Genomic DNA, 25,997 nt, shown 5'->3' on the forward strand with positions numbered 1-25,997 from the left:
CCTGCGGTTGGCGCATAATGGCGTGGATATCCGTTGATTTGACACCGCTCATGAACCTGCGCGCCCGCACCACCCTGTTTGCCACCGCTGCTGCTATGGCTTTGACAATGGCCGCCTGCGCCACCACCAACGACCCGTCACGCCAGCTGACCGGCGCCGTCGTGACCGAGCGCATGGCCGAAAACGGCGATCTGGTGACCGAATACCGCGTCGCCGGACAACTGCGTCTGATCAAGGTCACGCCCTCGGGCGGGGCCCCGTATTACATTCGCGACGAGAACAATGACGGCGTGCTCGACAAGCGCGACGGCGTTGCCCGCGTGTACTGGCGCCTGTTTGGTTGGTAAGTAGAAAAGGGAAATGCAAAATGGGAGTTGGTAACTGGTAGAGGCAACAGCAAAAGCAAAAGCGGGTAAATGGTGAGCGCTTGCGCTTTTGCTTTTGCCGTTGCCGTTGCCTTTGCTATTACCAGTTACCAACTTCCATTTTCCATTTTCCAGTTACTCGTTCGCGACGCGCGTTAGCGCTGCGAACTTATGGACTAGCCACTTGGCACCGGCTTCGTCAAAGTGCACCTGGATGCGTGCATGATCGCCCGAACCCTCGATGTCCGAGACGGTGCCTTCGCCAAACTTGGCGTGGCTGACACGGGCGCCCAAGGGGATCGGGGACGCTTCCTCGATGGAGTGCCGCTGGAAGGCAGGCGCACCGTACTGACCGCCCCCACGCTGGAACGATGACGAAGGCCGCGTCTTGGGCCGCAACTCATTGAGCAAATTCGCCGGAATCTCGCGCAGGAACCGCGACTCCATGCCGTACATCTCCGTACCGTGGATGCGACGCGCCTGCGCCCAACTGATGGACAGCCGTTGCCGTGCCCGCGTGATGCCGACATAGGCCAGCCGGCGCTCTTCCTCCATGCGGTCCTCGGCCTCGGTGGAACGCGACGACGGGAACACGCCCTCCTCGAGGCCGACCAGGAAGACCTGCGGAAACTCGAGGCCCTTGGCGCTGTGCAGGGTCATCATCTGGACCGAGTCGGCGGCAGCATCGGCTTGGCCTTCGCCCGCCTCTAGTGACGCATAACTGAGGAAGGCCACCAGCTCACTCATCTCCACGCCCTCGTCGTCGCTGATCTCGGCGGCACGGAAACGCTCGGCAACCGAAACCAGTTCGTCCAAGTTCTCGACCTTGGATTCACCGACGCTGAGTCCGCGTGCATCCTTGGCATGGAACTCGCGCAGGGCACTGCGGGCCAGCACGTGATCGATTTTGTCCTTGAGGTCCAGGTCGGCGACTTCTTCGGCGAGTTGCTCGAGCAACTGCAGGAAGGCCGCCAGGGCATTGTGACCGGCGCCGCGCAACTGCCGCGCTGCCAGCACGTTCAGCGAAGCCTCCCACAGCGAGATCGAACCGGCCGAAGCCTGCTGACGCACGGCCTCCATGGTCCGCTCACCGATGCCACGCGTCGGCGTATTGACCGCCCGCTCAAAGGCGGCGTCATCGGAACGGTTGGCGATCAGGCGCAGGTAGGCCAGCGCATCCTTGATTTCGGCGCGTTCAAAGAATCGGAAGCCACCGTACACACGGTACGGAATGCCTTCGCGCTGGAGCACTTCTTCGAAGGCGCGCGACTGGGCGTTGGAACGGTACAGGATGGCATTGTCGGCGTAGGAACCCCCGCCATCGATCCATTGCAGCACGCGGTCGGCGACGAACATCGCTTCGTCCTGCTCGTTGTAGGCGGCGAACACGTCAATGCGTTCGCCGTCCTCGGCCGAGGTCCACAGGCGTTTGCCGAGCCGGTCGGGATTGTGTTCGATGACCGCGTTGGCCGCGTTGAGAATCGTCGAGGTGGAACGGTAGTTCTGCTCGAGCTTGATCGTGCGCGAGCCGGGGAAATCGCGCAGGAAGTGCTGCACGTTCTCGACCTTGGCGCCGCGCCAACCGTAGATGGCCTGGTCATCGTCACCGACGACGAACACGTGCCCGCTGTCACCGGCCAACAGTCGAATAAAGGCGTACTGGATGCGGTTGGTGTCCTGGAACTCATCGACCAGAATCTCGCCAAAGCGACGCTGGTAGTGCGACAGCAAGGCCGGCTGATCGCGCAGCAGCTCGTGCGCGCGCAGTAGGAGCTCGGCAAAGTCGACCAGACCGGCGCGATCGCAACGGGCCTGATATTCCTGATAGCACGACTGCATCACGCGTCCGAACGGATCATTGGCCGAAGGCTGAAAATGCTCCGGCCGCTTGCCCTCGTCTTTCTGGCCGTTGATCCACCAAGCGATCTGTTTGGGCGGGAAGCGCGCCTCGTCGATCTCCAGATCGCGCACGACCCGTTTGACCAGGCGCAGCTGATCATCGCTATCCAAGACCTGGAACGACTCCGGCAACTTGGCATCGTTGCTGTGCAGACGGAGCAGCTTGTGGGCGATGCCGTGAAAGGTGCCGATCCACAGGCCGCGAGTGCCGCCGCGCAGCTGCTGCTCGACCCGGTGGCGCATTTCAGCCGCCGCCTTGTTGGTAAAGGTAACCGCCAGAATGCCGAACGTCGGCACGCCCATCACCTCGTTGAGCCACGCAATGCGATGGGTCAGCACGCGGGTCTTGCCGCTGCCCGCCCCGGCCAGCACCAGATAATGGCCGGCTTCGGCGCTTACCGCCTCGCGTTGGGCGGGATTGAGGTCATCGAGCAAGTGAGAAACGTCCATCCCCTATTTTAACCCGTGACTTTTGCCACCCCTTGGCCGACTAATGCCTGCGCTAGACTGATTCATTCGACCGGAGTTCTTATGCAACCCATCCGTCTTGCCCTTGCCGCCACTCTTGCTCTTGGATTGTCTGCCCCAGTGATGAGCCACGCCGTGACTGAATCGCCTACCCAACTTACGATCGAAGGCCTGGCCGGTGACGTCTCGCTGTCCGGCCCCTCGCTGACTCGCGTCAAGGTTGCACCCGACGGCTCCATGGTCACGTATCTGCAAGGCCGCCCAGACAACAAGAACCGTCTGGACCTGTGGAAGTACGACATCGCCACCGGCAAGCGCTCCATGCTGGTCAACGCCGATGACATCCTGCCCGGCGACGAAGTGCTCAGCGATGCCGAAAAGGCCCGTCGCGAGCGTCAGCGCATTGCCTCACTCAGCGGCATCATTGATTACCAGTACGCCCCGGACGGCCAGCAGCTGCTGTTCCCGCTGGGCGGCAAGCTCTACATCTACGATCTGCGCACCGGTAAATCCACGCGCCTGACCGGCGATGCCGATGGCTTTGCCACCGATGCCAAGATCTCGCCCAACGGCCGCACCGTGGCGTATATCCGCGACCGCAATCTGTGGGTGGTCGATGTTGCTACGGGTAAGAGCCGCGCCCTGACGCACGACACCGCACCGCAGTTCGCCAATGGCGTGGCCGAATTCGTGGCCGACGAGGAAATGGCTCGCCACACCGGCTACTGGTGGTCGCCCGACGGCAATCGCATCGCCTTTACGCGCATCGACGAATCGCAGGTGCCGATCCAGAAGCGCTACGAGGTCTACCCCGACCGCACCGAGGTGGTGGAACAGCGCTACCCGGCAGCGGGCGACAGGAACGTACGCATCCAGCTGGGTGTGTTGAACGTCACCGACGAACAGCCCAAGCCGCAATGGATTGCACTGGGCGATGAGCAGGACATCTACCTGCCCCGCGTCGACTGGCGCGACGACCGCACCTTGACCTATCAGCTGCAATCGCGCGACCAGCACCGACTGGACCTTCGCACCGTGAATCTGGCCGATGGCGCCCAACGCACCCTGCTGACCGAACAGTCCAACACCTGGGTGCCGCTGACCGACACGCCTAAGTTCCTGAAGAATGGCGATTTTGTCTGGTCCAGCGAGCGCGATGGCTTTGAGCATCTGTATTTGGTCAGTGCCGAAGGCAAGATCATCCGCCAGCTAACTCAGGGCCCATGGCCGGTCGATGCGATCAACGCCGTGGATGAGTCGGCCGGGATGGTCTATTTCACCGCCGGCAAGGACAGCCCGACCGAAGCGCAGATCTACGCCGTACCCTTGGCCGGTGGCGCAATCCGCCGCTTGAGCCGGGAACCCGGCAACCACGCCGCCAGCTTTGCCAAGTCCGGCAAGGTGTTCGTGGACTCTTGGAGCAACGACCTGACGCCGCCGCAGACCACCCTGCACCGCGCCGACGGCAGCCTGCTGGAACGCCTGGTCGAGAACGATACCAACAAGGCCGAGCATCCCTTCTACAGCCTGCGCGAAGCCAAGATCAACCGCGAATTCGGCACCCTCAAAGCCGCCGACGGCAAGACCGACCTGCAGTACTGGATCCTCAAGCCAAAAGATTTTGACCCCACGCGCAAGTATCCGATGATCGTCAATGTGTACGGCGGCCCGGCTTCGCAGACGGTCAAAAACGCCTGGGCGCCCGATCTGAACCAGTATTTCGCGCAGCAGGGCTACGTGGTGTTCTCCGTGGATAACCGCGGCACCCCGCGTCGCGGCCGTGATTTCGGCGGCGCACTGTACGGCAAGCAAGGCACTGTCGAAGTGCAGGACCAGGTCCGCGGCGTCAAAGCCATGCTGGCCAAGTATCCGCAGATTGATGCTTCCCGCGTGGGCGTGTACGGCTGGTCCAACGGCGGCTACATGACCTTGATGATGTTGGCGCAAGCTCCGGATGTGTACCGCTGCGGTGTGGCCGGCGCGCCCGTCACCGACTGGGCCCTGTACGACACGCATTACACCGAGCGCTACATGAACCTGCCGGCTGCCAATAAAGACGGCTACGCCAACGCGCGCGTGTTAGCCCATGTCGAAGGCATTCGCCCCAACTCCCTGCTACTGATCCACGGCATGGCCGACGACAACGTGCTGTTCACCAACTCCACAGCGCTGATGAGCGCGCTACAGCAGCGCGCTATACCGTTCGAGCTGATGACCTATCCGGGTGCCAAGCACGGCCTCAAGGGCAAGGATAATTTGCATCGCTATCGCCTTACTGCTGACTACTTCGGACGCTGCCTTGCGGCCAAGCCGTAAGTCAGAAATTAGAAATCAAAAATCAAAAATCAAAAAAGAAAGAGCAAAAGCAAAAGCAAGAGCAAGAGCAAGAGCGAGAGCGAATGCAAGAGCAAAAGCGAATAGAGAGCCGGCGGATGCCGGCTTTCTTTTTGGGGTCTAGAAGGGATTTGACATCTGTTCGTTTATAAACGAATGCAAGTGGGAGGGTGGAGGACAGGTGGGGTTCCATGAGAAGCAAATCCAATGGCGAGGCCATGGCGGAGCTGTACCGAAACGATCCGACACCGCTGTACCGCACCCTATCGCCGGCAGATAATCCGGCCTTGAGCAGCCTTACTGCGATTCTCGAAACGATGGGGCTGCAGTTGGCTATTCAGCCGATCGGGGCGCAGGCGGCATTGCAAGCGCGGTGGATGGTGGGGGGTCAGGTGACGCGCTTGAGGATGCGGGCGTTGCGGGTGAGGCGGGCCCAGCGGGCGCCGATGTCGGAGAGCATGACGTAGGCGGCCTCGCCGGCTAGCGAACCAAACGTGGTCCAACGCCACGGCAGGCGCGGTTCGGCGGCCAGCAGCTCGCTGTCAAAGCCCAGCTGGCGGGCGTAGATCTGGCAGCGGGCCAGGTGGTAGCGGCTGGACAGCAGCGCCACCTTGCGGCTACCGGCCGCGCGCAACATCTCGCGCGCGTTCTGCAGGTTTTGCAAGGTATCTCGGGACATTTGTTCCAGATGCACACGACCCGCACCAAAGGCCACGCCGCGATCGCTTAGCTGGCGGTGGGCGATTTCCGCCTCGGACGGCTGGCCCGGCTCGCCGCCGCCCAACAGGACCCAGGAAACGGGCTTTTGCGCGGCTTCGCTGCTGCGATGGAGTTCAACGGCACGGGCGATCCGCGCTTCGAAATCGTCGTCGGGCTTGCCGTCGGGCGAGAATTTTCCGAACAGCAGGACCTGATCGGCCTCGGCGCTGGCAATGGGAGCCCGTCGCGCCACCCGCACTACGTGGGCGAAATACGCCACATACAGTAAACCCGCCGTGGCCATAGTGGCAGCCAGGGCAACGGCACTGACCTGCAGGACATCACGGTCGAGCGTCAGAGCGATACGATGGTGAAGACGCGATTTCATACGATGAACTCCCCTAGGGTCCATTTTATTCCTTATCACGGCCATCCGCTTATACTGCAGGCACAAATTGTCGACATCATTACACTTCGCCGCCCCATGCTGACTGTTAACGACATTGCCGTCGTCATCCCCGCTCTGAACGAGGAACTGCGCATCCGCGGCGTCGTGGACGATGCCCTGCGCTACTGCCCGACTGTGATCGTAGTGGACGATGGCTCGACCGACGCCACGCTGGAACGCATCGCCGGCTTGAACGTAACAGTGGTGCGCCACCCCGAGCGCATGGGCAAAGGTGCCTCCTTGCGCGATGGCTTTGCCAAGGCTCTGGAACTGGGTAAGCAGGGCGTCGTCACCATGGATGGCGATGGCCAGCATGCCGGCCATGACATCCCCCGTTTGCTGGCGGCAGCCAATCAGTATCCGAACCATATCGTGATCGGCGCGCGCCTGAAAAAGCGGGCCCTGCAGCCCAAGTACCGCACCATGGCCAATCACTTCGGCGATTGGGGCATTGCCTGGGGCACCGGCTACCAGATCGCCGACACGCAAAGCGGCCAACGTTTCTACCCCGCCAATGTGATGGCGCTGCAGGATGTACCGGCCGAAGGCTTTGTGTTCGAAGCCGAGATTCTGATCAGCGCCGCGCAACACTTGGGCACGCGCGTGGTGTCGGTGCCGATCGAAAGCCGCTATTCGTCGCAGGAGTCCGAAGAGGAATTCCGCGCTTCGCACTTCCGTCCGCTGCACGACCTATTCGGGATCACGTCGCACGTGGTTCGACGCGTGTTGAGCAGTCGCAGCATGGTTGACACGTACCGCGAAATCCGACGTCATCCGCCGGTCATTTTTGACCCGCCGGCTAACGACTAAACGGACAGCACTGTTATTTACCTGCGGGTTCTGCTATCAAAGCAGGAAATCCGTTTTACTTGCAGGTAACTCCAACAATGGCCACTCCCCACGGCACCAAACAAAGCCAACAGCGCGCTCGCGGTATCGGCTTGGTCCTGTATTCACTGCTGTTTCTGGGCATTCTCGGGTTTGGCTGGTACCACCTGCTGTACGGCACCATGCATCAGGGACTGGTCGCAGTCATTGCCGCGCTGGCCGCGCTACTGGCGTGGTTCATCGCCAAAATCATCGGCGGGCATAAAGAGGGCATTCGCGGCGACCTGCCATTGTTTATCTTCCTGCTCGGCATCAGCGCCATTGGTGTCTTCAACACCTTAATGCTCAAGCTCGAAGGCAAGACCATCTACGTTGAGTCCATTGACGCGGCCACCCGCCAGTACACCGACCTGCCGCTGACCTTGCGCACCGGCTCGGGCAACAAGGAGGCCGACGCCAAGCGCGCCCGCATCGAAGCCCTGAAAGTACAGCTGGCGCAGGAGATCGCCAACCCGCGCAACTGCGGCGATGGCCCCAAGGCCCGCGAGATTCTCGACGGCATCAAGGCCGAACTGCCGACCTTTACGCGGCTGTCGGGCAACAATGTCGACTGCTCGCAGAACAAGGCGCTGATCCGCAGCTACAACGAACAGATCGATGAACTGCTGGCCAAGTCGCCGGAGTTTGCCGCCGCGCACGTCGGTCTGTACAACACCGTGCAAGCCAACAGCGCCGAACAGATCGCCAAGCTCAACGCGCTCAAGAAACAGGTCGATAGCGGTCTGGACCTGCATCAGGCCCGCAATCAGCTCGAAGTGATCGCCGCCAACTACGCCGAACAGACCACCAAGGTCCGCGCCGAAGTGCCGAGCGTGATGCAGGACGATCGCTTCAAGCCGGCGCTGGATATTCAGAGCGCACGCAACATCGGCGAATGGGGTCACCTACTGCCGCTGATGCTGTCGCGTCTGGACAAGATTCAGACCTGGGTGTACCTGGGCATTGCCGTGTTCCTGGACTGGCTGCTGGTGCATATGTTCGCCCGCCTTGCCGAGTTCACCCGCAATGAGGAAGACGAGTTCGACCGTCGTGACGATCCGCGCGGCAGTGCCGGCGGTTTCTCCGGCGGGTTCGGTCGTTGACGCGCGAGTAAGATACATCCATGTGCCCCGATTTCGATGACGATCTGCCGCCACCCTCTCCTGTTCGTGCTCCATGGGAGAAGGCCGCGCCCGCTGCTGCGCCAGTAGCCCCTTCGTCTGTGCCGGCATCGGCGGAGCCGGTGTCGCCCGCGCCGATCCCGGATCCGTCCATAGCCCCCGCAGTGCCAGCTGCCGATGGATCGTACGGCGAGCCCGCCATGACGCCCGCCGTCGCTGCGCCACCCGACTCCACCGCCCCTATCTCACCGACGCCGACTTCCGTCGACGCCGCGGCACCATTTACCACTTCCCAAGCACCATTTACCACTTCCCAAGCACCATTTTCCAGCTTCGGGGACAGCGGCGATGCGTACGACAACGGCAAGCTCATCGCTGAGCAACTCAATACCCTGGGTTATCACCCGGTGGTGATTGTCGGCACGGCCGGTGCGGGCAAGACCGCGCTGCTGCTGTCGCTGCTGGGATACTTGCGCGGGGCATCCAAGGCGACCAATGTGCAGGTCATGCTCGGTCAACCGCTGATCGACCAGACCACCGCCTATGGCCAGCAGATCCAGGAGCAGGCCGTCGGGCTGTTCAATCAGGCCCTGCAGGCATTCCTGAGCGGTGTGGCGCCACCGGCGACCAAAGCCTCGCAGCCGTTCTTTGTACCGGTCGAGCTGCAGTTCCACGATGGCAAGGTCCAGCGTTACGCGTTCTTAGAGAGCGATGGCGAATGGTATCGCCCCGATTACAACTCGCCGGCGCTGTACAAAGACCTGCGGCCCGAGCTCGAGGCGCTGTTCAATCACTTTAAGGGCTCGATCTCGATGTTCTACGTCGCGCCTGCGACGCAGATGAGTTTCGATGGCGCCTCGCCGCGCCGACCGGTCGGCGGTTCCAATGCCGCCTCCATGCGCGATGCGGCTCAAGGTCTGGTCGGTGCCATGCAGCACTATTCGCAACATCGGGCGCACAAACGCCGTCTCGATCTGCAGATGTTCCTGCTGACCAAGTGGGATAGCGTGTTTGAGCCGGGCGCCGCGTCGCGCGGGTTCGAGGAACCGCAGCTCGAAGATGCCGTCGCCTTTGCGCGCGACCACTATAGCGATGCCTTCGCCTACTTTGAGTCCATGAACGTGGGCGACCGACCCGAACGGAAGAAGGTGGTGATGCAGTATTCGTCGGGGCTGATGAGCAATCGCATCATTGCCTCGCCCGATCGCATTGAGTTGCGGGCGCTGCATACCTACCACCGCCGTCTGTGGAACCTGCTGAGCCGATTTGCCTTTGGTGTGCAGGTTGATCCCGAACCGATCTCGCCGCGTTCGCTGTTCTCCGGGCTGCGCAATGCGACCGATAGCATGCTCGGCCTGTTGGGCGTGAAACCCGGCAAATGAGCGAGCAAGCACTACTCGAGGTCCATTTGTATGCCGATGGCCGCAAGGTCGCGCTGTTCGGTGCGCCGACGCGTCCGGCGTATCTGCCATCGTCGGATTTTGTCGGCCTGATCAATCAGGATCCGCGCCCCGTGACCGGCGACTATGCCGTGGATCTGTCGCGCTTTGCGGTGCGGGCCGGCGTGGTGAAGACGCTGACCTGGCTGGCTGTGTATCGTGGGCGACCGGATCCGGTGCTGGGCGATCGCGGCAATTACGTGGGCGCCGGTCTGTGGCTGCCGGACAATCCGCTGATTGCGCTGGATCAGGTGATTGAGGCCTTGCGTCACGTGGTGGATCGCATTGTCTCGACCATGGATGCCAACCCGACGCAGGCGCAGGCGCAACTCAATGTGCAGTTGCCGGACTACGCCAACGGCGCTATCGAGTGGTTGCGTTCGCATGCCATCGGTGGCCCGACCGATCCGGATCTGGGTCTGCAGGGCTCCGAAGGCGCGCCGCGTGATGCGCAGCGGACCACCGTGCGGATGCGCAATGTGTTCGGCGTCGATGCGCTGGCCACCTTGAGCGCCGCCATGATTGCGCGTACCCGTGCCGGCATGACGCGATTGCTGTTGCTGCAAGACGAGCAGGCGGCTACGGAGCCGCGCGTCGAGGAGCGCAAGCGGGCGCTCGAGTCGCTGTTCGGCGTGAGTACGCCGCTCAATGCGCTCAATCATCATGCGGTGAATTTCAGCGTCGGGTCGGCGGCGCGCGAGCGGGCAGCACGCGAGGCCGAGCAGCGAGCGCAAGCCGAGCGGGCGCAGGCGCAGGCGGATCTGGGCACGGTGCAGGAGGAGCTGGAACTGCTACGGCAGACGGCCGAGCGGCAGCGCCTCGACCTGCAGCGGGCCGATGCGGCCTTGCGTAACGAAAAAACCGCGCACGAACAGACCCGCGAGCAGGCCGACGAAGCCAATCGTCTGCGGTCCGAGCTGGAGCGCGCGCAGGCCGATTTTCAGGCCTACAAGGTCAAGGTACGCAATGCCGGGCAGTCGCCCGAGCTGGGCGATCGCTTGCGCGCCAAGGTGACGCAGGTGATGCAGCCGAGTCCGGCGCGGTCCTCGAGCGGTAGCAGTCGCGGCGGCGGGGCCCGACGGGTGCAGCGCAGCGGACGCGATGCGGCGGCGTTCTGGGACAACAACCGGCTGATGCTGTACGTCGCGCTGGCCATCATCGGGGCGCTGATTTTGGGTTCGATGGGCGTGACGTACTACCGCGATCAGCAGCGCACCAAGGCCGCGCAGTCGGCGCCGACCATCGACCCGTTGCCCGCGCCGGTACCGCAGCAAGGCGTCATTGACGCCACAGCTGACCCCAATGCCACGCTGCAACAGCCGGCGGTGGTGGATCCGGCGGCGGTCGCGCCTTCGACAACTACACCCTAAGCGGCTTTTTAGTTTTAGGCCGCGTGATCCGGGCGGGCGGCCAGCAAGGCCTGCGTGTGCGGATGTTGCGGGCTGCGGAGGACGTCGGCGGTGGCGCCCACTTCGACCAGATGACCGCGTTCCATGACGGCGATGCGCTCGGCTACGGCTGCGGCGGCGGCCAGGTCGTGGGTGATGAACAGCAGGGCTAGACCCCGCTCCGACTTAAGTCGGGACAGTAGTTCCAGAATGCCCGCCCGGTGGTGAGCGTCGAGGGCCGAGACGGCTTCGTCGCAGATCAGGACGGCCGGATCGGTCGCCAGAGCGCGGGCAATGGCGATGCGTTGGCGCTGGCCGCCAGAGAACTGGTGGGAATAGCGCGAGGCCATGGCGGGATCCAGGCCGACGGAGACCAGCAACTCCGAGACAGTAGCGTCCACCGGGGCCTTTGGCTGATGAATACGCAGCGGCTCGGCGATCAGGTCGCGCACGCGCATCCGCGGATTTAGCGAGGCGTAGGGGTCCTGAAACACTATGCCCAACTGGCGCCGCTCACGCCGCAGCTCGGCCGAGGACATCTGCAGCAGGTCACGACCCTCGAAGCGGACGGCCCCAAACGTCTGCCCGGGCAGTAGTTTCAATAAGGCCCGACCTAAGGTGGACTTGCCCGAGCCCGATTCGCCGACCAATGCCAAGCCCTCGCCGCGGCGCAGTTCCAGCCCGACATCGTGCAGCACCGGCTGCGTGGCGCCCGGATATTGCACTCGCAAGCCGCTGGCTTGCAGCACCACCGGCGCGTCGTCCAGGGGCGCGGCCAGCGGAGGCAGCTGATCGGCGGCCAGCAGCTCGCGGGTGTAGTCCTGCTGCGGGTTGGCGAAGACCGCACGTGTATCGCCCTGCTCGACCACATGACCCTTTTGCAGGACCACCACGCGCTGGGCGTACTGGCCGACTAGCGGCAGGTCGTGACTGATCAGCAGCATGCCCAGACCGTCTTCGCGACGGAGCGTGTCCAGCAGATCCAGAATGTCGCGGGCGATCCGCGCGTCGAGCGCCGAGGTCGGCTCGTCGGCGATCAGGATTTTGGGCCGCGCCGCCAAAGCCATGGCGATGGCAATGCGTTGACGCTGACCACCCGAGAACTGATGCGGTACCTTGCGCAACGCCTGCGGCGGATCGGGCAACTGAACCCGTTCCAGCAACTGCAGAGCGCGGCGGCGGTCGGCCTGGCCTTCGTGCACTTGGAGAATCTCGAGCAGCTGCGAACCGACCGTGCGTAGAGGATGCAGACTGGCCAGCGGATCCTGCGGAATCCAGGCCAAGACGCGGCCGCGCAGTTCACGGTGGGCGGTACTGAACAGGTCGAGGGGTTGGCCGGCCAAGGTCAGCCGTCCCTGCGCCTGCAAGTTGGAGGGCAACAGACCGAGCAGCGTCAGCGCGGTCAGGCTTTTGCCCGAGCCCGATTCGCCGACCAGCCCGACGCATTCACCCGGCGCGACCGACAGATCGAGCGGGCCGAGCAAGGCCTGCGCGCCGTTGCGGATCACCAGTTGCTCCAGGGCCACGCGATGATGCTGCAGGCTCATGCAGCGGCTCCGGCGCCGCGGCGCACATCGAGACGGTCGCTTAGGGCATCGCCCAGGAACTGGAAGATCAACAAAGTCAGCACCAGGAACACAGCCGGGAACAGCAAGGTCCACGGTGCGGAATCCATCTCCTGGACGCCTTCGGCGAGTAGCGAACCCCACGAGGCCGAGGGCTCATCGACCGACAGACCCAGAAACCCGAGAAAGCTCTCGACCAGAATGGCCTGCGGCAGGATCAGACCCAAGTACACCAGTGCCAGCGGCATCAGATTGGGGATGACATGCCAGCGCAAACGTTGGTTGAAGCGAGCGCCGGCCGCCTCAGATGCCAGCACGAAGGGCGCCTCACGCAGGCGGGACGCCTCGGCGCGCATGACGCGGGCCAGATCAATCCAGACGTAGCCGCCGATGGCCGCCAGCAGAAGCCCGAGCGAGCGCTCAAACAGCGTCAGCAACAGGATCACGACCAGCAAAAACGGTAGCGCGGAAAGCACATCGAGCAGGCGCACCATGATGCGTTCGACGCGCCCACCCGCCAAACCGGCGATGGCCCCGTAACTGACACCGATCAGTAGCGCGATCACCGACGACAGCAGACCGATCGTCAGGGACAGCCGACCACCGGCCAGCGTGCGGGCAAACACATCGCGACCGATGGCATCGGTGCCGAACCAATGCTGCTGCACACCCGGGCGTACCGACAGCGCCTGCCAGTGCGGCGAGAACGGGTTGTACGGCGACAGATACGGACCGAGAAAACACAGCAGCAACAGCGCCACGAGTCCGGCCAAACACAACTTGGCAATTAGCGGCAACGAAGGGCGAACGATGGACTCAGGCATACCTTTGCATCATACCGTTCGGCGACAGAGGGCGTAAAATATTCGGATGAGCTATCCGTATAACCGTTTGCGGCGGATGCGCCGCGATGATTTCTCCCGGCGGCTGATGCGTGAGCATGTGCTGACGGCCAATGACTTCATTTACCCCGTGTTCGTGCACGAATTGCAGGGCCGTGAAGCGATCGCCTCGATGCCCGGTGTCGAACGTCTTTCGATTGATGAGCTGCTGCGCGTCGCCGAACGCGCCGTCGAACTGCGCATTCCCGCCCTGGCCCTGTTCCCGGTCACCGCACCCGAGGCCAAATCGCTCGATGCCGCTGCCGCCTACGATGACGATGGCCTGTGCCAGCGCGCCGTGCGTGCCCTGAAATCGCATTTCCCGCAGCTCGGTGTGATCACCGACGTGGCCCTGGATCCCTACACCTCGCACGGTCAGGATGGCCTGCTCGATGCCAGCGGCTATGTCATGAACGATGAGACCGTGGACGTGCTGGTGCAGCAGGCGCTGTCGCATGCCCGCGCCGGTGCCGACGTCGTCGCCCCCAGCGACATGATGGATGGCCGCATCGGTGCCCTGCGCGACGCGCTCGAGTCCGACGGTTACATCCACACGCGCATTCTGGCCTATTCCGCCAAGTACGCCTCGGCATTCTATGGCCCGTTCCGCGATGCCGTCGGCAGTGCCGCCGCCCTCGGCAAGGCCGACAAAAAGACGTACCAGATGGATCCCGCCAACACCGATGAGGCCCTGCAGGAAATCGCGCAGGATCTGCAGGAAGGCGCGGACATGATCATGATCAAGCCGGGCATGCCGTATCTCGACGTGGTTCGCCGCGCTAAAGACGAGTTCGGCGTGCCGACCTTTGCGTATCAGGTCAGTGGTGAGTACGCCATGCTCAAGGCCGCTGCGCAAAACGGCTGGCTCGATGAGCGTGCCTGCGTGCTCGAGTCCCTGCTTGGCTTCAAACGTGCCGGTGCCGATGGCATTCTGACTTACTTCGCGCTCGATGCAGCGCAATGGTTAAAGGACGAGTAATGAGCATTTACGCCGTGATGGGTTCGCCCGTATCGCATTCGCTGTCGCCGGCGATCCATCGCGCGTTTGCTGCACAGTTCGGGCAACCGCAACTGCACTACGAAGCCATTGACGTCCCCGCCGGTGGGCTGGCCGCTGCGCTGGAATCGTTCTGTGCCCGCGGCGGCGTGGGTGCCAACATCACCGCCCCGCTCAAGCGCGAGGCCTTTGGCCTGTGCACGCTGCTCTCGCCCACCGCCGAACGCGCCGGTGCCGTCAACACGCTCAGCGCCATGCCCGACGGCGGCTGGCAAGGCGATCTGACCGATGGCGAAGGCCTGATCCGCGCCCTGACCGGCACGCTCGGCCAGGACCTGCGCGACCGCCGCACGCTGGTGCTCGGCGCCGGCGGTGCGGCGCATGCCGTCGTCCCCGCCCTGCTCGAGGCCGGCGTCGGCTCCCTCTATCTGGTCAACCGTAGCCAAGCCAATGCCGACGCACTGGCCGACCGCATCGGCGAACCCGCCCGCGTCCACACCCGCCGCATCGAACAGCTGGGCGAGGTCGGCGCCTTCGATCTGATCATCAACACCGCCACTGAATCGCCGGTCACCGCGTTCGGCCTCAAGGGCGAGCTGATCGCCTCGCCGCGCACGCTGGTGGTGGATCTGAACTACGGCGAACGCGCCTCGGCCCTGCGCGCTTGGGCCGCCGTGCACGACGTGCAAGTCTTTGTCAATGGCCTGCCGATGCTGATCGAACAGGCCGCGCTGTCGTATGCGCTGTGGAACGACGGCGCGATGCCCGATACGGCGCCGGTTTACGCTTCGTTCGCTGACAAATACTGATCTGTCAGCCGGACGCCAGATACTGATCTTTCAGTTTGACGTAGTGTGCGGCGCTGTATTCCAGCGACTCGCGGCCCTTGGCATCTAGCGTGCGCACGCATTTGGCCGGATTGCCGACCCATACTTCGCCCTCACCGATCACCTTGCCCGGCGGAATCACCGCCCCCGCACCGACGATGGCATACGCACCGATCTGCGCACCGTCGAGAATGGTCGATCCCATGCCAATCAGGGCGTAATCACCAATCGTGCAGGCATGCACGATGGCACCGTGACCGACGGTCACACCCTGGCCGATGATCGTCGGCTGGCCGCCTTGCTTGTTGAAGGGGCTGTCGTGCGAGACGTGCACGATGGTCCCGTCCTGGATATTGGTGCGGGCACCCACGGTGATGTAGTTCACATCGCCGCGCAGCACCGTGCCCGGCCAGATGCTCACGTCATCGCCCAGCGTCACGCGTCCGATCACGGTGGCGGCAGGATCCACGTAAACGCGGTCGCCAAGGGCAGGAAGATTGTCTAGATACGGCCGGATAGTCATTGCTATAGCCTACCGAATTACTTGGGCGTGTCGTAGACCGGATTCGCCAGGCACGTACAGCGAATGTAGGGGCCCGGTCGCCGAGACCGTTGACGACCTTTTCGCTCTATCGCTCGTAGAGACCCATGGCTCGCGCCTTGCCAAGCTATCGCGCCAGTACTGCCGCAACTCGTTACGCGTACGCCAATCCCTCTAGCTCAATCGTAACCGCTGGCCAACGAGAATAACAAATGGCGAGCCTAGTCCGAATCAGTTAGCCCATTCGAGATGACATGCAAATACAGTGCATGTGACTCCCCGACGTAGCTTGGAATCACGCACTCACCGTCGGTCTCGGAACCGAAGGCTACACAGTGCCCTTGCTGTACGTGTTCGCCAAGCTCCTGGAGGTTGAAACATCGATGGACCGCCCCGTTGCACGAGTCGCAATGGCGAACAGATGGGTCCTCATCGATGGGTGACATAGCAGACCAATCTTGATCACAACCGAACTTGGATTTACAAATTATGGCCATAACGTCCATTACCTGACACTGAGTGTTCACCTGAGGAGACACTCCCCACCCTTATATATTTACCTTACATCGAGAGAACAATCCGAAACGGCTTCTTGACTTCGTTGGCTTCGTAACCGCGCCGGCAGGTTCTACGTAGACGCAGTTGCCGGTCGCCGAGATTGTTGACGATATCTACCATGTGTTGAGCTGCCAATCACATGGCCCACATCTCCATCCATATGTTCCGCCGGCAAATATATGGAGAACTTTTCGCCCTACCCACTATGGAAGAGACGTTGCCGTCTTGACGTTTAAACCGGACCCGCTTGTTAATGGATTCCAGTCTCGTTGGCCTTGAAGTCATTTTTGTTGTATTTTTTTATGGCTGTTAGCTAAAGTTATATGCCATATATTTATTACTCTTAACAGATATTGCATGCAATATTTGTATTGCACTTGATGCTGAATTAATGGAACTTTTTTATAGCAGTTCTACTATGTAGGCTGCCACAATCTCGCTTGCGGAGGAACAATGGCTACCACCCGTCCCATGCGACAACTGGCGCGCAAGCGACTCGACGAGCGACTTGTCGCCTTGAAATCCTTGCCCCCTTCCAGCCTCGTCGCACGGCGCGGGGGCTGGATCCCGTCGATCCGCGAGGCACTGGGCATGCCCCGTCGCGAGCTCGCCCGCCGCATGGGCGTGGGCGGAACCCGCCAAGGCAGGCGATGGCCACGATCACCAACACTGAACCTGACGGAGTAAAACCCATGAAATCGATCGTGACTTTCCTGCTTGCCGCCTTCGCCCTTGGCGGCGTGATGGACACCAGTGCCCAGACCAAGCCAGCCGCCTCGGCGCACGCCGCGCATGAACAGCCCACGGCAACCGACCCCGCGCTGGACATTTCCGCCACTGCCGGCCCGGCCGTGGCGGTAGCGGAGCGTTTCGGCACAGCACTGGCTGCCGGCGACCTCAAAACGGTGGAAGCCTTGCTGGCCCCTGAGGTGTTGATCCTTGAGACCGGCGGGGCGGAGCGCAGCCGCGCCGAATACATGAGCCACCACGCGATCAGCGATGCGAAGTTCCTCAAGGGCAGCCATCACCAGCTCAAGCGACGTATCGCGCGCAGCGCGGGCGACCTGGCCTGGATTGGCAGCGAGAGCGAGCTCCACGCCAGCAAGGACGGCAAGCCGGTGACCCTGCTCAGCACCGAGACGATGGTGCTCAGGAAGACCGGCGCCGACTGGCGCATCGTCCACATCCACTGGTCGTCGCGACCCAAGAAAGCCAAGTGAGGCATAACTGATGAACGTCAAAATCCTGCTGTTTGCTGCGACCGCGATGTGCTCCCTCACGACCATGACGGCGTGCGCCCGCGCGCCCGAAGCTGCCGGCAGCAATACAGACAACGTCGCCCGCCCCACCGCCCAAGAACCGCCTGCAATCGCGCGCTCCCCGGCAGCCGCGCCTGAGTTACAACAAGCCGACACGGACGCGCCACGCATGGTCGTCCACAAGAGCGCGAGTTGCGGGTGTTGCGGCCTGTGGGTGGATCACATGCGCGCCGCCGGGTTCGCGGTGGAAGTGCGCAATACGGACGACCTCAATCCGCTCAAGGAACGGGTTGGAGTGCCCTACGGCAAAGGCTCCTGCCACACCGCCGAGGTGAATGGCTATTTCGTCGAGGGCCATGTGCCGGCCGCGGACGTCAAGCGATTGATCGCGGAAAAGCCCGATGCCAAGGGCCTGGTATTGCCGGGCATGCCGATGGGCTCGCCCGGAATGGAAAGTCCGGATGGGCGTATCCAGCCATATACCGTAGAACTGGTCGCGCGCGACGGCACTGTCTCCACTTTTGCCGAGCATGCGGGCGTTCAATAAGCCAGTGGCCGGGCTACACAACGGGCGAGACTCCTCGACAACCGGAGGGAGCCACCCGGCCCCTTCGGGCCGAGTGTCCGTCGCGGCTACGCAGCAGTCATTTTGTGTACTGCTCCAATTGCTTGATTTCTTCTTGCTGCGCCGCCTTCATCTTGACTGCCATTGCCTTGAGCTCGGCGTTGCTGCCGGACTCAAGCAAGACATCGGCCATGTCGATTGCCATCTGGTGATGGATGGACATCATGGCCGCGAAGTCCTTGTCGACGTCGCCGGACATCGGCATGGGCTTCTTCTGGCCGTCGGTCATGATGCGATGCAGTTCCATCGAGCCCGCGCTGTGTCCAGGCATCGCATGGTCCCCTGGCATGGGCGCCGGTTGCGTCATCGTGCTGTCTGCTGTTTGCGCGGTCTTGGCTTCTTCTGCGCACGCGCTAACAGCGAGGGCCAGACCTGCGCCAAGAAACATCGGCAACGCAAAAGCAACGGGGTTCTTGATCTTCATCGTGGGGCTCCGTATGGATCCGCCTGCGGGGCGCTGAGCGGTAACGCGTCATCGCACGCCGCGCATGCGCGATGTGTGAATCCTTTGCACCTGACGCCGTTGACTGGGCCGCAAACAAATCGCTTGACTCTTGACCATGGTGCAGGGTGCAGAGTCCCGCTAACCGAACCATTCCACAGGTGAATCCATGAAGATCGGCGAATTGGCAAAGCGGGCCGAGGTGCCCATCGATACGGTGCGCTACTACGAACGCGAAGGCTTGATTCCGCCGCCCGTGCGGCGGGCTTCTGGATACCGCGATTACCTGGATGCGGACGTGGACCGCTTGCGATTCATGCGACGTGCCAAGGGGCTTGGATTCACCCTGCAGGAGATCCGCGACCTGCTGAGCCTGACCGCACTGGCCGAAGACGACATGTCTGCGCTCAATGCACGCGCTCAGGCCAAGCTGCAAGACATGGAAGGCAAGATCCAGTCCCTCATCCGCGTGCGCGATGCGCTGCAGGGCCTTGTAACAGCATGTCCGGGGCACGGCGCACTGAATCGCTGCCCGATCCTGGCTGCGCTGTCGGAGGACCACGCATGAGCACCCATGACCACGCTGGTAGCGGCTGCTGCAGCGCAGGCGGCAAGCCGTCACTCGCTGAGACCACGGCGCGCGATCCGGTCTGCGGCATGACCGTCGACCCGTCCACTGCCAAGGGTGGCTCGGCAACCCATGCCGGCCTTTCATATCACTTCTGCAGCAACGGTTGCCGCGAAAAGTTCGTTGCCAACCCCCAGCACTACCTTGAGCAGGTCTCAGCGCAACAAACCGCCCCAGCGGCGCTATCCATGCACGCGACTGCTGCCCCAGCCGGCGCAATCTACACCTGCCCAATGCACCCTGAGATCCGCCAGCAGGGCCCCGGCACCTGCCCACTCTGCGGGATGGCGCTAGAGCCGGAGATGCCCAGCCTGGACGAGGAGGAGAACCCGGAACTACGCGATTTCAGCCGTCGCTTCTGGTGGACCTTGCCGCTAAGCTTGGTCGTCCTGCTGCTTGCGATGTTCGGGCACTCCCTGCCCGCGCTGCCGACCACCACCCGCACCTGGATCGAACTGGTGCTGACCACGCCTGTGGTGCTGTGGGCCGGCTGGCCGTTCTTCGTGCGCTGCGTGCAGTCCATCCGCAACCGCAGCCCGAACATGTGGACGCTGATCGGCATCGGCGTGGCGGCGGCGTTCGGCTACAGCGTGGTCGCGACGGTCGCCCCGGGCCTGTTTCCCGATTCATTCCGCGACCACGGCCGGGTCGGGGTCTATTTCGAGGCCGCCGCGGTGATCGTCTCGCTCACCCTGCTCGGCCAGTTGCTGGAGCTCCGCGCCCGATCCAAGACCAGCGCCGCGATCAAGGCGCTGCTGGGGTTGGCACCGAAGACCGCGCGCCGGGTCAGGGACGATGGCAGCGAGGAGGACATCCCGCTGGACCACGTCCATGTCGGCCACCTCCTGCGCGTCCGCCCGGGCGAAAAGGTGCCGGTCGACGGCATCGTGGTCGAGGGCCGTTCCAGCGTCGATGAGTCGATGCTCACCGGCGAAGCGATGCCCGTCGGCAAGGGCGAGGGAGACGCGGTCATCGGTGCCACCCAGAACGGCACCGGCGCCCTGCTGATCAGGGCCGAGCAGGTGGGCTCGGCAACAGTGCTTGCGCGCATCGTGCAACTGGTGGCGCAGGCGCAGCGCTCGCGGGCGCCGATGCAGCGCATGGCCGACAAGGTTGCGTATTGGTTCGTGCTGGCGGTGCTGGCGACGACGGTGGCGACCTTCTTCGCGTGGGGCCTATGGGGGCCGCAACCTTCTTGGACGTGGGCCGTGCTCAACGCCGTGTCGGTGCTGATCATCGCCTGCCCCTGCGCATTGGGCCTGGCCACACCGATGTCGATCATGGTCGCCACCGGCCGCGCCGCGCAGGCCGGTGTGTTGTTCCGCGATGCGGAGGCGATCGAACGCTTCCGCACCCTCGATACCCTGGTAGTGGACAAGACCGGCACACTCACCGAGGGCAAACCGAGCTTCCGCACAGTCATCGGTGCAGGCGGAACCACCGCTGCCGACGTGCTGCGCCTGGCGGCGAGCCTGGACAAAGGCAGCGAACATCCGCTGGCCGAATCCATCGTTGCCGAAGCCCGCGGACGCGCCATGGACCTGTCGTCCGTGCAGGACTTCGATTCGGTGACCGGCTCGGGCGTGCGCGGCACGGTCGAGGGACGCGCGCTGGTGCTTGGCAACCGGGCCTTGATGGACGCCAATAACATCGACGTGGCTTCCCTCGCCACAGAGTCCGAGGGCCTGCGCGCCGATGGTGCCAGCGTCATGTTCCTTGCGGGCGACGGCCGCTTGTTGGGGCTGCTGGCGGTAGCTGATCCAATCAAGTCCTCCGCCAAACCCACGATCGCCGCATTGCAGGCCAGCGGCCTTCGAGTGGTGATGGCGACGGGTGATGGCGCGACGACCGCGCAGGCCGTGGCGCGCACGCTCGGCATTGATGAGGCCCACGGCGAGGTGCGTCCGGAAGACAAGGCCGCGTTGGTCAAGCGGCTGCAGGCCCAGGGACGCAAGGTCGCGATGGCTGGCGACGGCATCAACGATGCTCCTGCGCTGGCCAGCGCCGATGTGGGCATCGCCATGGGCACCGGCACCGACGTCGCCATGTCCAGCGCCCAGGTCACCCTGGTCAAGGGCGATCTGCGCGGCATCCTCCGCGCCCGCGCGCTGTCCGATGCCACGGTCCGCAACATGCGCCAGAACCTGGCCTTCGCCTTTCTCTACAACGCCATTGGCGTGCCCATCGCAGCCGGAGTGCTATACCCGGTGTTCGGCCTGTTGCTCAGCCCAATGATCGCCGCCCTGGCGATGAGCCTGAGCTCGGTATCGGTCGTCGGCAACGCGCTGCGGCTTGCCAAGACCCGACTTCCAGAAGACGCCTCCCCCCGAGAGTCCGGGACCAGCGCCGTACCCCCACAGGCTCGTTCCACAGGAGTTCCAACATGAGTACCAAAACCACATTCGCCCTTGCGGTCACCCTGTTGCTGGCATCCAACGTGCACGCTGGTCCTCAGGACGCGACCAAGCCGATGGATCACAGCAAGATGAAGATGGACCACGCCGACATGAAGATGCCCACGACGCCCGAAGCACGGGCGAAGATGGCGAACACCATGTTCGACAAGATCGATGCGAACAAGAACGGCAGCCTCAGCCGCGCTGAATTTGTCGAGCACCACCGGACCATGTCGATGGAGCATGGTGGGATGCACATGAACCACCATGACAAGGATGGAAAGAAGCATCAGGGGGCGAACCATCACGCCTTGGATCACGCAGCGCACGCACCATCGTCGGGCGTCACCTTCGCCAAGCTGGATGGCAACAAGGACGGCAAGCTCTCCAAGGCGGAAATGGCCAAGCATCCAATGGCTGCCCATTTCCCCATGATGGATACCGACAAGAACGGCTTCCTGAGCCCCACGGAAGCAGCCGCCCACGGTCTGTAACGTCTGCACACATAGCGGGCGGTGCCCGGCACCGCCCGCCTCACATCAGGAGGCTTCATGGAAAAGCAAACGTCTAAGAATGCAGGGCACGTCGACCATGGCGCCGCTGCCACGCCGATGGCGCATGGCTCTGGCGATGGTCACTACAGCCGCTTCGCATGGATGCTGGCGCTGTCGTTCGTCGCGATGTACGTGCTGATGTACGCCATGGTCGACCGACTCGGCAACGCGGTTCCAAACATCAACCAGTTCTACATGGCTGGGCTGATGACAGCACCAATGGCCATACTCGAGATTGCGCTGATGGGGCGTATGTACCCAGATAAGCGCAAGAACATCACGATAGTTTTGTTGGGTGCAGTCGTTCTGGCAGTTTGCTGGTTTGGCATTCGTGCCCAAGCTGGGGTCGGAGACCGTCAGTTCCTCAAATCGATGATCCCTCACCACGCCGGCGCCATTCTCATGTGCGAACAAGCGTCGCTCACCAAGCCTGACGTGAGGGCCCTGTGCGAGGGCATAGTCAAGGCACAGGAAGAAGAGATCGCTCGCATGAGGGCATTGCTTGCCCGATAGATCTGGCCCGCTGAAGCGGGCTGGCCTGCAGTCGCTCGGCATTGGATTGAAACCCGATGGGACTTGGAGAGTCGCTTGCCACCGTGCGTCCGCTACATGCCGATCCCCTCGACTGAATGATCATTCGCAAATGTTTGAGATTGTGATCCGAAATGACAGCTCGTTGCTCCGACCTGCCAGAAAAGGGGTATTTGCTGCTGATCGCCAGGAGACAGTGGATGCAATAGACGTGGCCCAATCCGGCAACAACCCATGGCAGAGGCCTCATGACTTAGCTCCTGCCGCGCGCGTTGGTGACGCGCTCACGATCTGCAATCCACTGTTGGATATCACTGGTACGCCATCCAACGCTTCTTGCGCCCAAGCGCAGTGGCGCGGGAAAGGTTCCCAAACGGCGATCCCGGTTGATCGCGCTTGCGGATCGCTTGATCATGGGACACACATCTTTAAGTTTGAGTACCGGGTCAATCGGGTGCATAAGTTCGTCCTTGAAGTGATTGTGCTGCGTGATTCATCGTAGGCAGCAGCAACACTCCATAACTGTTCGAATTGCGCCGTTTTTGACCTCAATTCGATCATTCGCGCGGCACTCGCGTCATTCGAGATTCAATGCAAGCGCGCATGGCGCATGTGGGAGAATCAATCAGTCATTCGACCTGCAAGTTGATGGCGTCCTCCGACGACCTGTCGTGGGATGTCGCGACGAGACCGACAACCCCAACAAATGATTTTGGGAATAACGGTGGGAATATCCTTGGTCGCCCCAAAATCGTCACTCCTTTCAAATCAATAACTTAAGCTTTATATGAAAATCGCCAGCTGGAACGTCAACTCGCTCAATGTCCGCCAGCCGCATCTGGAGGAATGGCTCAAGATGCGCCAGCCCGATGTGGTGTGCCTGCAGGAAACCAAGCTCGAGGACCACAAGTTCCCTGACGACGCCCTGCTGGAACTCGGCTACCGCAGTGCTTTCGTGGGGCAAAAGACCTATAACGGCGTGGCGATTCTGGCCCGCCACAAGATCGACGATGTGCTGACCGACGTGCCGGACTTTGCCGATGAGCAACGGCGCGTGATTGCAGCCACCGTCAACGGCGTGCGCATCATCAATCTGTACGTGGTCAACGGGCAGGATGTCGGCACCGACAAGTACGAGTACAAACTGCGCTGGCTCGAGGCCGTGACCCGCTGGATTGCCGATGAGAAGGCCAAGCACGGCAAGGTGGTGGTCAATGGCGACTTCAACATCGCGCCGGATGATCGCGACGTGCACGATCCGGAGACCTGGAACGACTCGCACATCCTGACCTCGGCGGCGGAGCGCGGGGCGCTGCAGCGCCTGCTGGATCTCGGGTTCCACGATGCGTTCCGGCTCAAGCACGACGACGCCGGTGTCTTTAGCTGGTGGGACTACCGCGCGGCGGCCTACCGTCGCAACCTGGGCCTGCGGATCGACCTGAACCTGGTCAGCGATGCGTTACGCGATGTGGTCACCGACGCCGGCATCGACCGCGAACCCCGTGACTGGGAACGCCCCTCCGACCACGCCCCCGCTTGGGTCGACCTCGCGCTATAAGCCCCGGCGCTCGCACCGCCCAACTGTCCGCAAATTGGCACCGCTGAGCAGCAAGATTGCCCTCTTGCCGTAGCTCGCTGTGCCGTTAGAGCTAGCCTCGCAATTTGGCGATCAAGAGGCTTGTCGCAACATGCTTTGTATTGGCCTATTTTTGTAGGTACAATAAATATGCGAATCAGCTATGACCCTGCCAAACGGCAGAGGACTCTGGACGAGCGTGGCTTGGACTTTGAAGATGCCCCAACTGTCTTCGCCGGCTGCACTTTTGAGGTTGAGGACAACCGTCAGGATTATGGTGAGACTCGCCTTTTGTGCTTCGGCTATCTCGCCGGTCGCCTCGTGGTGATCGGCTATACGCCAAGAGGCGAGGTCCGCCACATTTTTAGCATGAGAAAAGCCAATGAACGCGAGCAAATCCGCATCGGCCCGCAAATCCAAAACTGACCTTAAGCGTGTCGACGCGCATCAGATCAGCGCGAGCGAGTACGAAGAGCTCCCGGAGCTTACGGATGAGATGTTGGCCCGCGGTACGTTCAAAAAGGCCGGCCGTCCGATCGCAACGAACCCGCGTCTGCAGGTGACGATCCGTCTTCCGGCCGATGTGTTGGCCGCGTGGAAGGCAACCGGTCCCGGCTGGCAAACCCGGATGGCGGAGCGGCTCAGCAAGCCGACAAAATAAGGCTTAGGCTTGCGCGGTCGGGATGCCGTGGGCAGCGAGCACGTGCTGCAGCTGACGCTGGCGGGCTTTTACTGCGGGCGACACGTCGTCGGGTAATTCGGCAAACGTGACGATGCCTTCGGCCGCTTGAGCGGGGGGCTCGTTGTCGCCGGACAGTTCGGCAGTGCGCGGCGGATCGGTCAGTGCGCAGGCCTCGATCAGGGGCCACAGCGATTCCAGACCGGCGTGGCGGTACTGCAGCTGCATCATCGCGGCCAGATCCCAGGCGGTCAGATAACGGGCGTGCTCGATGGGGACTTCAAACGCTTCCTGCACAAACAAGGCGGTTTCGGCCGAGGCCATCCCGCGCTCCAGCAGGATCCGCTCGAACTCGGCGGCCAGGGGCTCGGCGATGGCGGGCTCGCCCTGCAGGTTGATTGGAAGCAGCAACAAGGCGCTGGCGCCGTACTGGCTCTCGGGCTGCAGGATGCCGGGCATCTTGCCCTCGGCGGCGCCGAACGCGATTACGCGACCCTGGCCGGCCAGCGTCTCACCCGCGGGTGCGACGGCAGGCTTGCGCGGGGCACGGGCGGCGAGGTTCTCGAGCTCGGTGTGCAGACGCCAGGTGGGACGCAGCACCTCGACCGGGTCGTACAACGCACCGCAGGTGATCAGCTCCAGCTCGGCGGCACGCGCATCGAATGTGGCTAGATCAGCGGCCACTTTGGCGGCCAGGGCGCCCGCCAGATCCGGCGACAGCATGGCAGCCAGCGGCGTGGTGCGATCGGGGCTCAGGGCGTCGGGACGGACTTCGATCGCCAGACACAGCTGAAGTCGGCTTGGAAGTGCGCGTTGCGGTTGGCTCGACATGGGATGCAGGGTTACACTGGATCGCTAATTATACTGCTACGTATTGTCGGCCCTCGGGCCCACCGATCGGAGAACTTCC

Annotated in this window: 25 protein-coding genes; 18 read left to right on the forward strand and 7 right to left on the reverse strand. The window is 62.7% G+C overall.

Annotated elements, in window-relative coordinates; genetic code table 11:
• Positions 1-50 precede the first annotated feature (50 nt).
• The gene (locus V3390_RS02430) at positions 51-347 is read left to right on the forward strand and encodes a DUF2782 domain-containing protein (RefSeq protein ID WP_331690145.1); all 297 of its coding nucleotides are present in this window, start codon (positions 51-53) and stop codon (positions 345-347) included.
• 153 nt (positions 348-500) lie between these two features.
• Here the strand turns inward: V3390_RS02430 and uvrD are convergent, their stop codons facing one another.
• The gene (gene uvrD, locus V3390_RS02435) at positions 501-2,714 is read right to left on the reverse strand and encodes a DNA helicase II (RefSeq protein ID WP_331703222.1); all 2,214 of its coding nucleotides are present in this window, start codon (positions 2,712-2,714) and stop codon (positions 501-503) included.
• Between the two features lie 81 nt (positions 2,715-2,795).
• Between uvrD and V3390_RS02440 the strand changes: the two genes are divergently transcribed.
• Positions 2,796-5,048, forward strand: a complete 2,253-nt coding sequence (locus V3390_RS02440) for a S9 family peptidase (protein ID WP_406805166.1) — start codon at positions 2,796-2,798, stop codon at positions 5,046-5,048.
• Between the two features lie 406 nt (positions 5,049-5,454).
• Here V3390_RS02440 and V3390_RS02445 read toward each other — a convergent pair whose 3' ends face one another.
• Positions 5,455-6,153 carry a YdcF family protein gene (locus tag V3390_RS02445; RefSeq protein WP_331690147.1) on the reverse strand — a complete coding sequence of 233 codons (699 nt, stop codon included), beginning with the start codon at positions 6,151-6,153 and terminating at the stop codon, positions 5,455-5,457.
• A 96-nt stretch (positions 6,154-6,249) separates the two neighbouring features.
• On the opposite strand from V3390_RS02445, the gene V3390_RS02450 reads away from it, so the two are divergent.
• From V3390_RS02450 to V3390_RS02465, 4 genes are all read left to right on the forward strand, one after another.
• Entirely contained in the window at positions 6,250-7,023 is a 774-nt protein-coding gene (locus V3390_RS02450; RefSeq protein WP_331690148.1) for a glycosyltransferase family 2 protein, read from the forward strand.
• Between the two features lie 77 nt (positions 7,024-7,100).
• Entirely contained in the window at positions 7,101-8,183 is a 1,083-nt protein-coding gene (locus V3390_RS02455) for a hypothetical protein (RefSeq protein ID WP_331690149.1), read from the forward strand.
• 20 nt (positions 8,184-8,203) lie between these two features.
• Entirely contained in the window at positions 8,204-9,583 is a 1,380-nt protein-coding gene (locus V3390_RS02460; protein WP_331703223.1) for a hypothetical protein, read from the forward strand.
• On the forward strand, positions 9,580-11,010 hold the full coding sequence (locus V3390_RS02465) for a hypothetical protein (RefSeq protein ID WP_331703224.1): 1,431 nt from the start codon (positions 9,580-9,582) through the stop codon (positions 11,008-11,010). Before V3390_RS02460 ends, V3390_RS02465 begins: the two co-directional genes overlap by 4 nt.
• 14 nt (positions 11,011-11,024) lie before the next feature.
• Here V3390_RS02465 and nikE read toward each other — a convergent pair whose 3' ends face one another.
• Entirely contained in the window at positions 11,025-12,575 is a 1,551-nt protein-coding gene (gene nikE, locus V3390_RS02470) for an ABC transporter ATP-binding protein (RefSeq protein ID WP_331703225.1), read from the reverse strand.
• Positions 12,572-13,417, reverse strand: coding sequence for an ABC transporter permease (locus tag V3390_RS02475; protein ID WP_331690153.1), 846 nt, complete (start codon positions 13,415-13,417; stop codon positions 12,572-12,574). Before V3390_RS02475 ends, nikE begins: the two co-directional genes overlap by 4 nt.
• 46 nt (positions 13,418-13,463) lie before the next feature.
• Between V3390_RS02475 and hemB the strand changes: the two genes are divergently transcribed.
• On the forward strand, positions 13,464-14,453 hold the full coding sequence (hemB, locus tag V3390_RS02480; protein ID WP_331703226.1) for a porphobilinogen synthase: 990 nt from the start codon (positions 13,464-13,466) through the stop codon (positions 14,451-14,453).
• Positions 14,453-15,280, forward strand: coding sequence for a shikimate dehydrogenase (gene aroE, locus V3390_RS02485; protein ID WP_331703227.1), 828 nt, complete (start codon positions 14,453-14,455; stop codon positions 15,278-15,280). Before hemB ends, aroE begins: the two co-directional genes overlap by 1 nt.
• A 4-nt stretch (positions 15,281-15,284) precedes the next feature.
• Here aroE and V3390_RS02490 read toward each other — a convergent pair whose 3' ends face one another.
• Complete coding sequence (locus V3390_RS02490; protein ID WP_331703228.1) at positions 15,285-15,821, reverse strand: gamma carbonic anhydrase family protein; 537 nt, start codon at positions 15,819-15,821, stop codon at positions 15,285-15,287.
• 1,268 nt (positions 15,822-17,089) lie between these two features.
• Here V3390_RS02490 and V3390_RS02495 point away from each other — a divergent pair.
• Positions 17,090-17,617 carry a YybH family protein gene (locus V3390_RS02495; protein WP_331703229.1) on the forward strand — a complete coding sequence of 176 codons (528 nt, stop codon included), beginning with the start codon at positions 17,090-17,092 and terminating at the stop codon, positions 17,615-17,617.
• A 10-nt stretch (positions 17,618-17,627) separates the two neighbouring features.
• Positions 17,628-18,203, forward strand: coding sequence for a DUF411 domain-containing protein (locus tag V3390_RS02500; protein ID WP_425492980.1), 576 nt, complete (start codon positions 17,628-17,630; stop codon positions 18,201-18,203).
• A 97-nt stretch (positions 18,204-18,300) separates the two neighbouring features.
• Here the strand turns inward: V3390_RS02500 and V3390_RS02505 are convergent, their stop codons facing one another.
• A complete protein-coding gene (locus V3390_RS02505; protein WP_331703230.1) occupies positions 18,301-18,705 on the reverse strand; it encodes a DUF305 domain-containing protein in 405 nt (134 codons plus the stop codon).
• Positions 18,706-18,892: 187 nt separating this feature from the next.
• On the opposite strand from V3390_RS02505, the gene V3390_RS02510 reads away from it, so the two are divergent.
• The 8 genes from V3390_RS02510 (at position 18,893) to V3390_RS02545 (ending at position 25,069) form a co-directional block, all read left to right on the forward strand.
• Positions 18,893-19,291, forward strand: coding sequence for a heavy metal-responsive transcriptional regulator (locus V3390_RS02510; protein ID WP_331690158.1), 399 nt, complete (start codon positions 18,893-18,895; stop codon positions 19,289-19,291).
• Positions 19,288-21,738, forward strand: a complete 2,451-nt coding sequence (locus V3390_RS02515) for a heavy metal translocating P-type ATPase (RefSeq protein WP_331703231.1) — start codon at positions 19,288-19,290, stop codon at positions 21,736-21,738. The genes V3390_RS02510 and V3390_RS02515 overlap by 4 nt, the downstream gene beginning before the upstream one ends.
• Complete coding sequence (locus V3390_RS02520) at positions 21,735-22,241, forward strand: EF-hand domain-containing protein (RefSeq protein ID WP_112927454.1); 507 nt, start codon at positions 21,735-21,737, stop codon at positions 22,239-22,241. Before V3390_RS02515 ends, V3390_RS02520 begins: the two co-directional genes overlap by 4 nt.
• 57 nt (positions 22,242-22,298) lie before the next feature.
• The gene (locus V3390_RS02525) at positions 22,299-22,814 is read left to right on the forward strand and encodes a DUF305 domain-containing protein (RefSeq protein ID WP_331690161.1); all 516 of its coding nucleotides are present in this window, start codon (positions 22,299-22,301) and stop codon (positions 22,812-22,814) included.
• A gap of 130 nt (positions 22,815-22,944) precedes the next feature.
• On the forward strand, positions 22,945-23,334 hold the full coding sequence (locus V3390_RS10215; protein WP_425492981.1) for a hypothetical protein: 390 nt from the start codon (positions 22,945-22,947) through the stop codon (positions 23,332-23,334).
• A 285-nt stretch (positions 23,335-23,619) separates the two neighbouring features.
• On the forward strand, positions 23,620-24,390 hold the full coding sequence (gene xth, locus V3390_RS02535; protein WP_331703232.1) for an exodeoxyribonuclease III: 771 nt from the start codon (positions 23,620-23,622) through the stop codon (positions 24,388-24,390).
• Positions 24,391-24,612: 222 nt separating this feature from the next.
• Positions 24,613-24,834 carry a BrnT family toxin gene (locus tag V3390_RS02540; protein WP_331690164.1) on the forward strand — a complete coding sequence of 74 codons (222 nt, stop codon included), beginning with the start codon at positions 24,613-24,615 and terminating at the stop codon, positions 24,832-24,834.
• Positions 24,791-25,069 carry a BrnA antitoxin family protein gene (locus tag V3390_RS02545; RefSeq protein WP_331690165.1) on the forward strand — a complete coding sequence of 93 codons (279 nt, stop codon included), beginning with the start codon at positions 24,791-24,793 and terminating at the stop codon, positions 25,067-25,069. The genes V3390_RS02540 and V3390_RS02545 overlap by 44 nt, the downstream gene beginning before the upstream one ends.
• A 3-nt stretch (positions 25,070-25,072) precedes the next feature.
• Here V3390_RS02545 and V3390_RS02550 read toward each other — a convergent pair whose 3' ends face one another.
• Entirely contained in the window at positions 25,073-25,918 is an 846-nt protein-coding gene (locus V3390_RS02550) for a hypothetical protein (protein ID WP_331690166.1), read from the reverse strand.
• Positions 25,919-25,997: the final 79 nt, after the last annotated feature.

Origin of the sequence: Aquilutibacter rugosus, assembly GCF_036541335.1 — a bacterium.
Lineage (GTDB): Bacteria > Pseudomonadota > Gammaproteobacteria > Xanthomonadales > Xanthomonadaceae > Aquilutibacter > Aquilutibacter rugosus.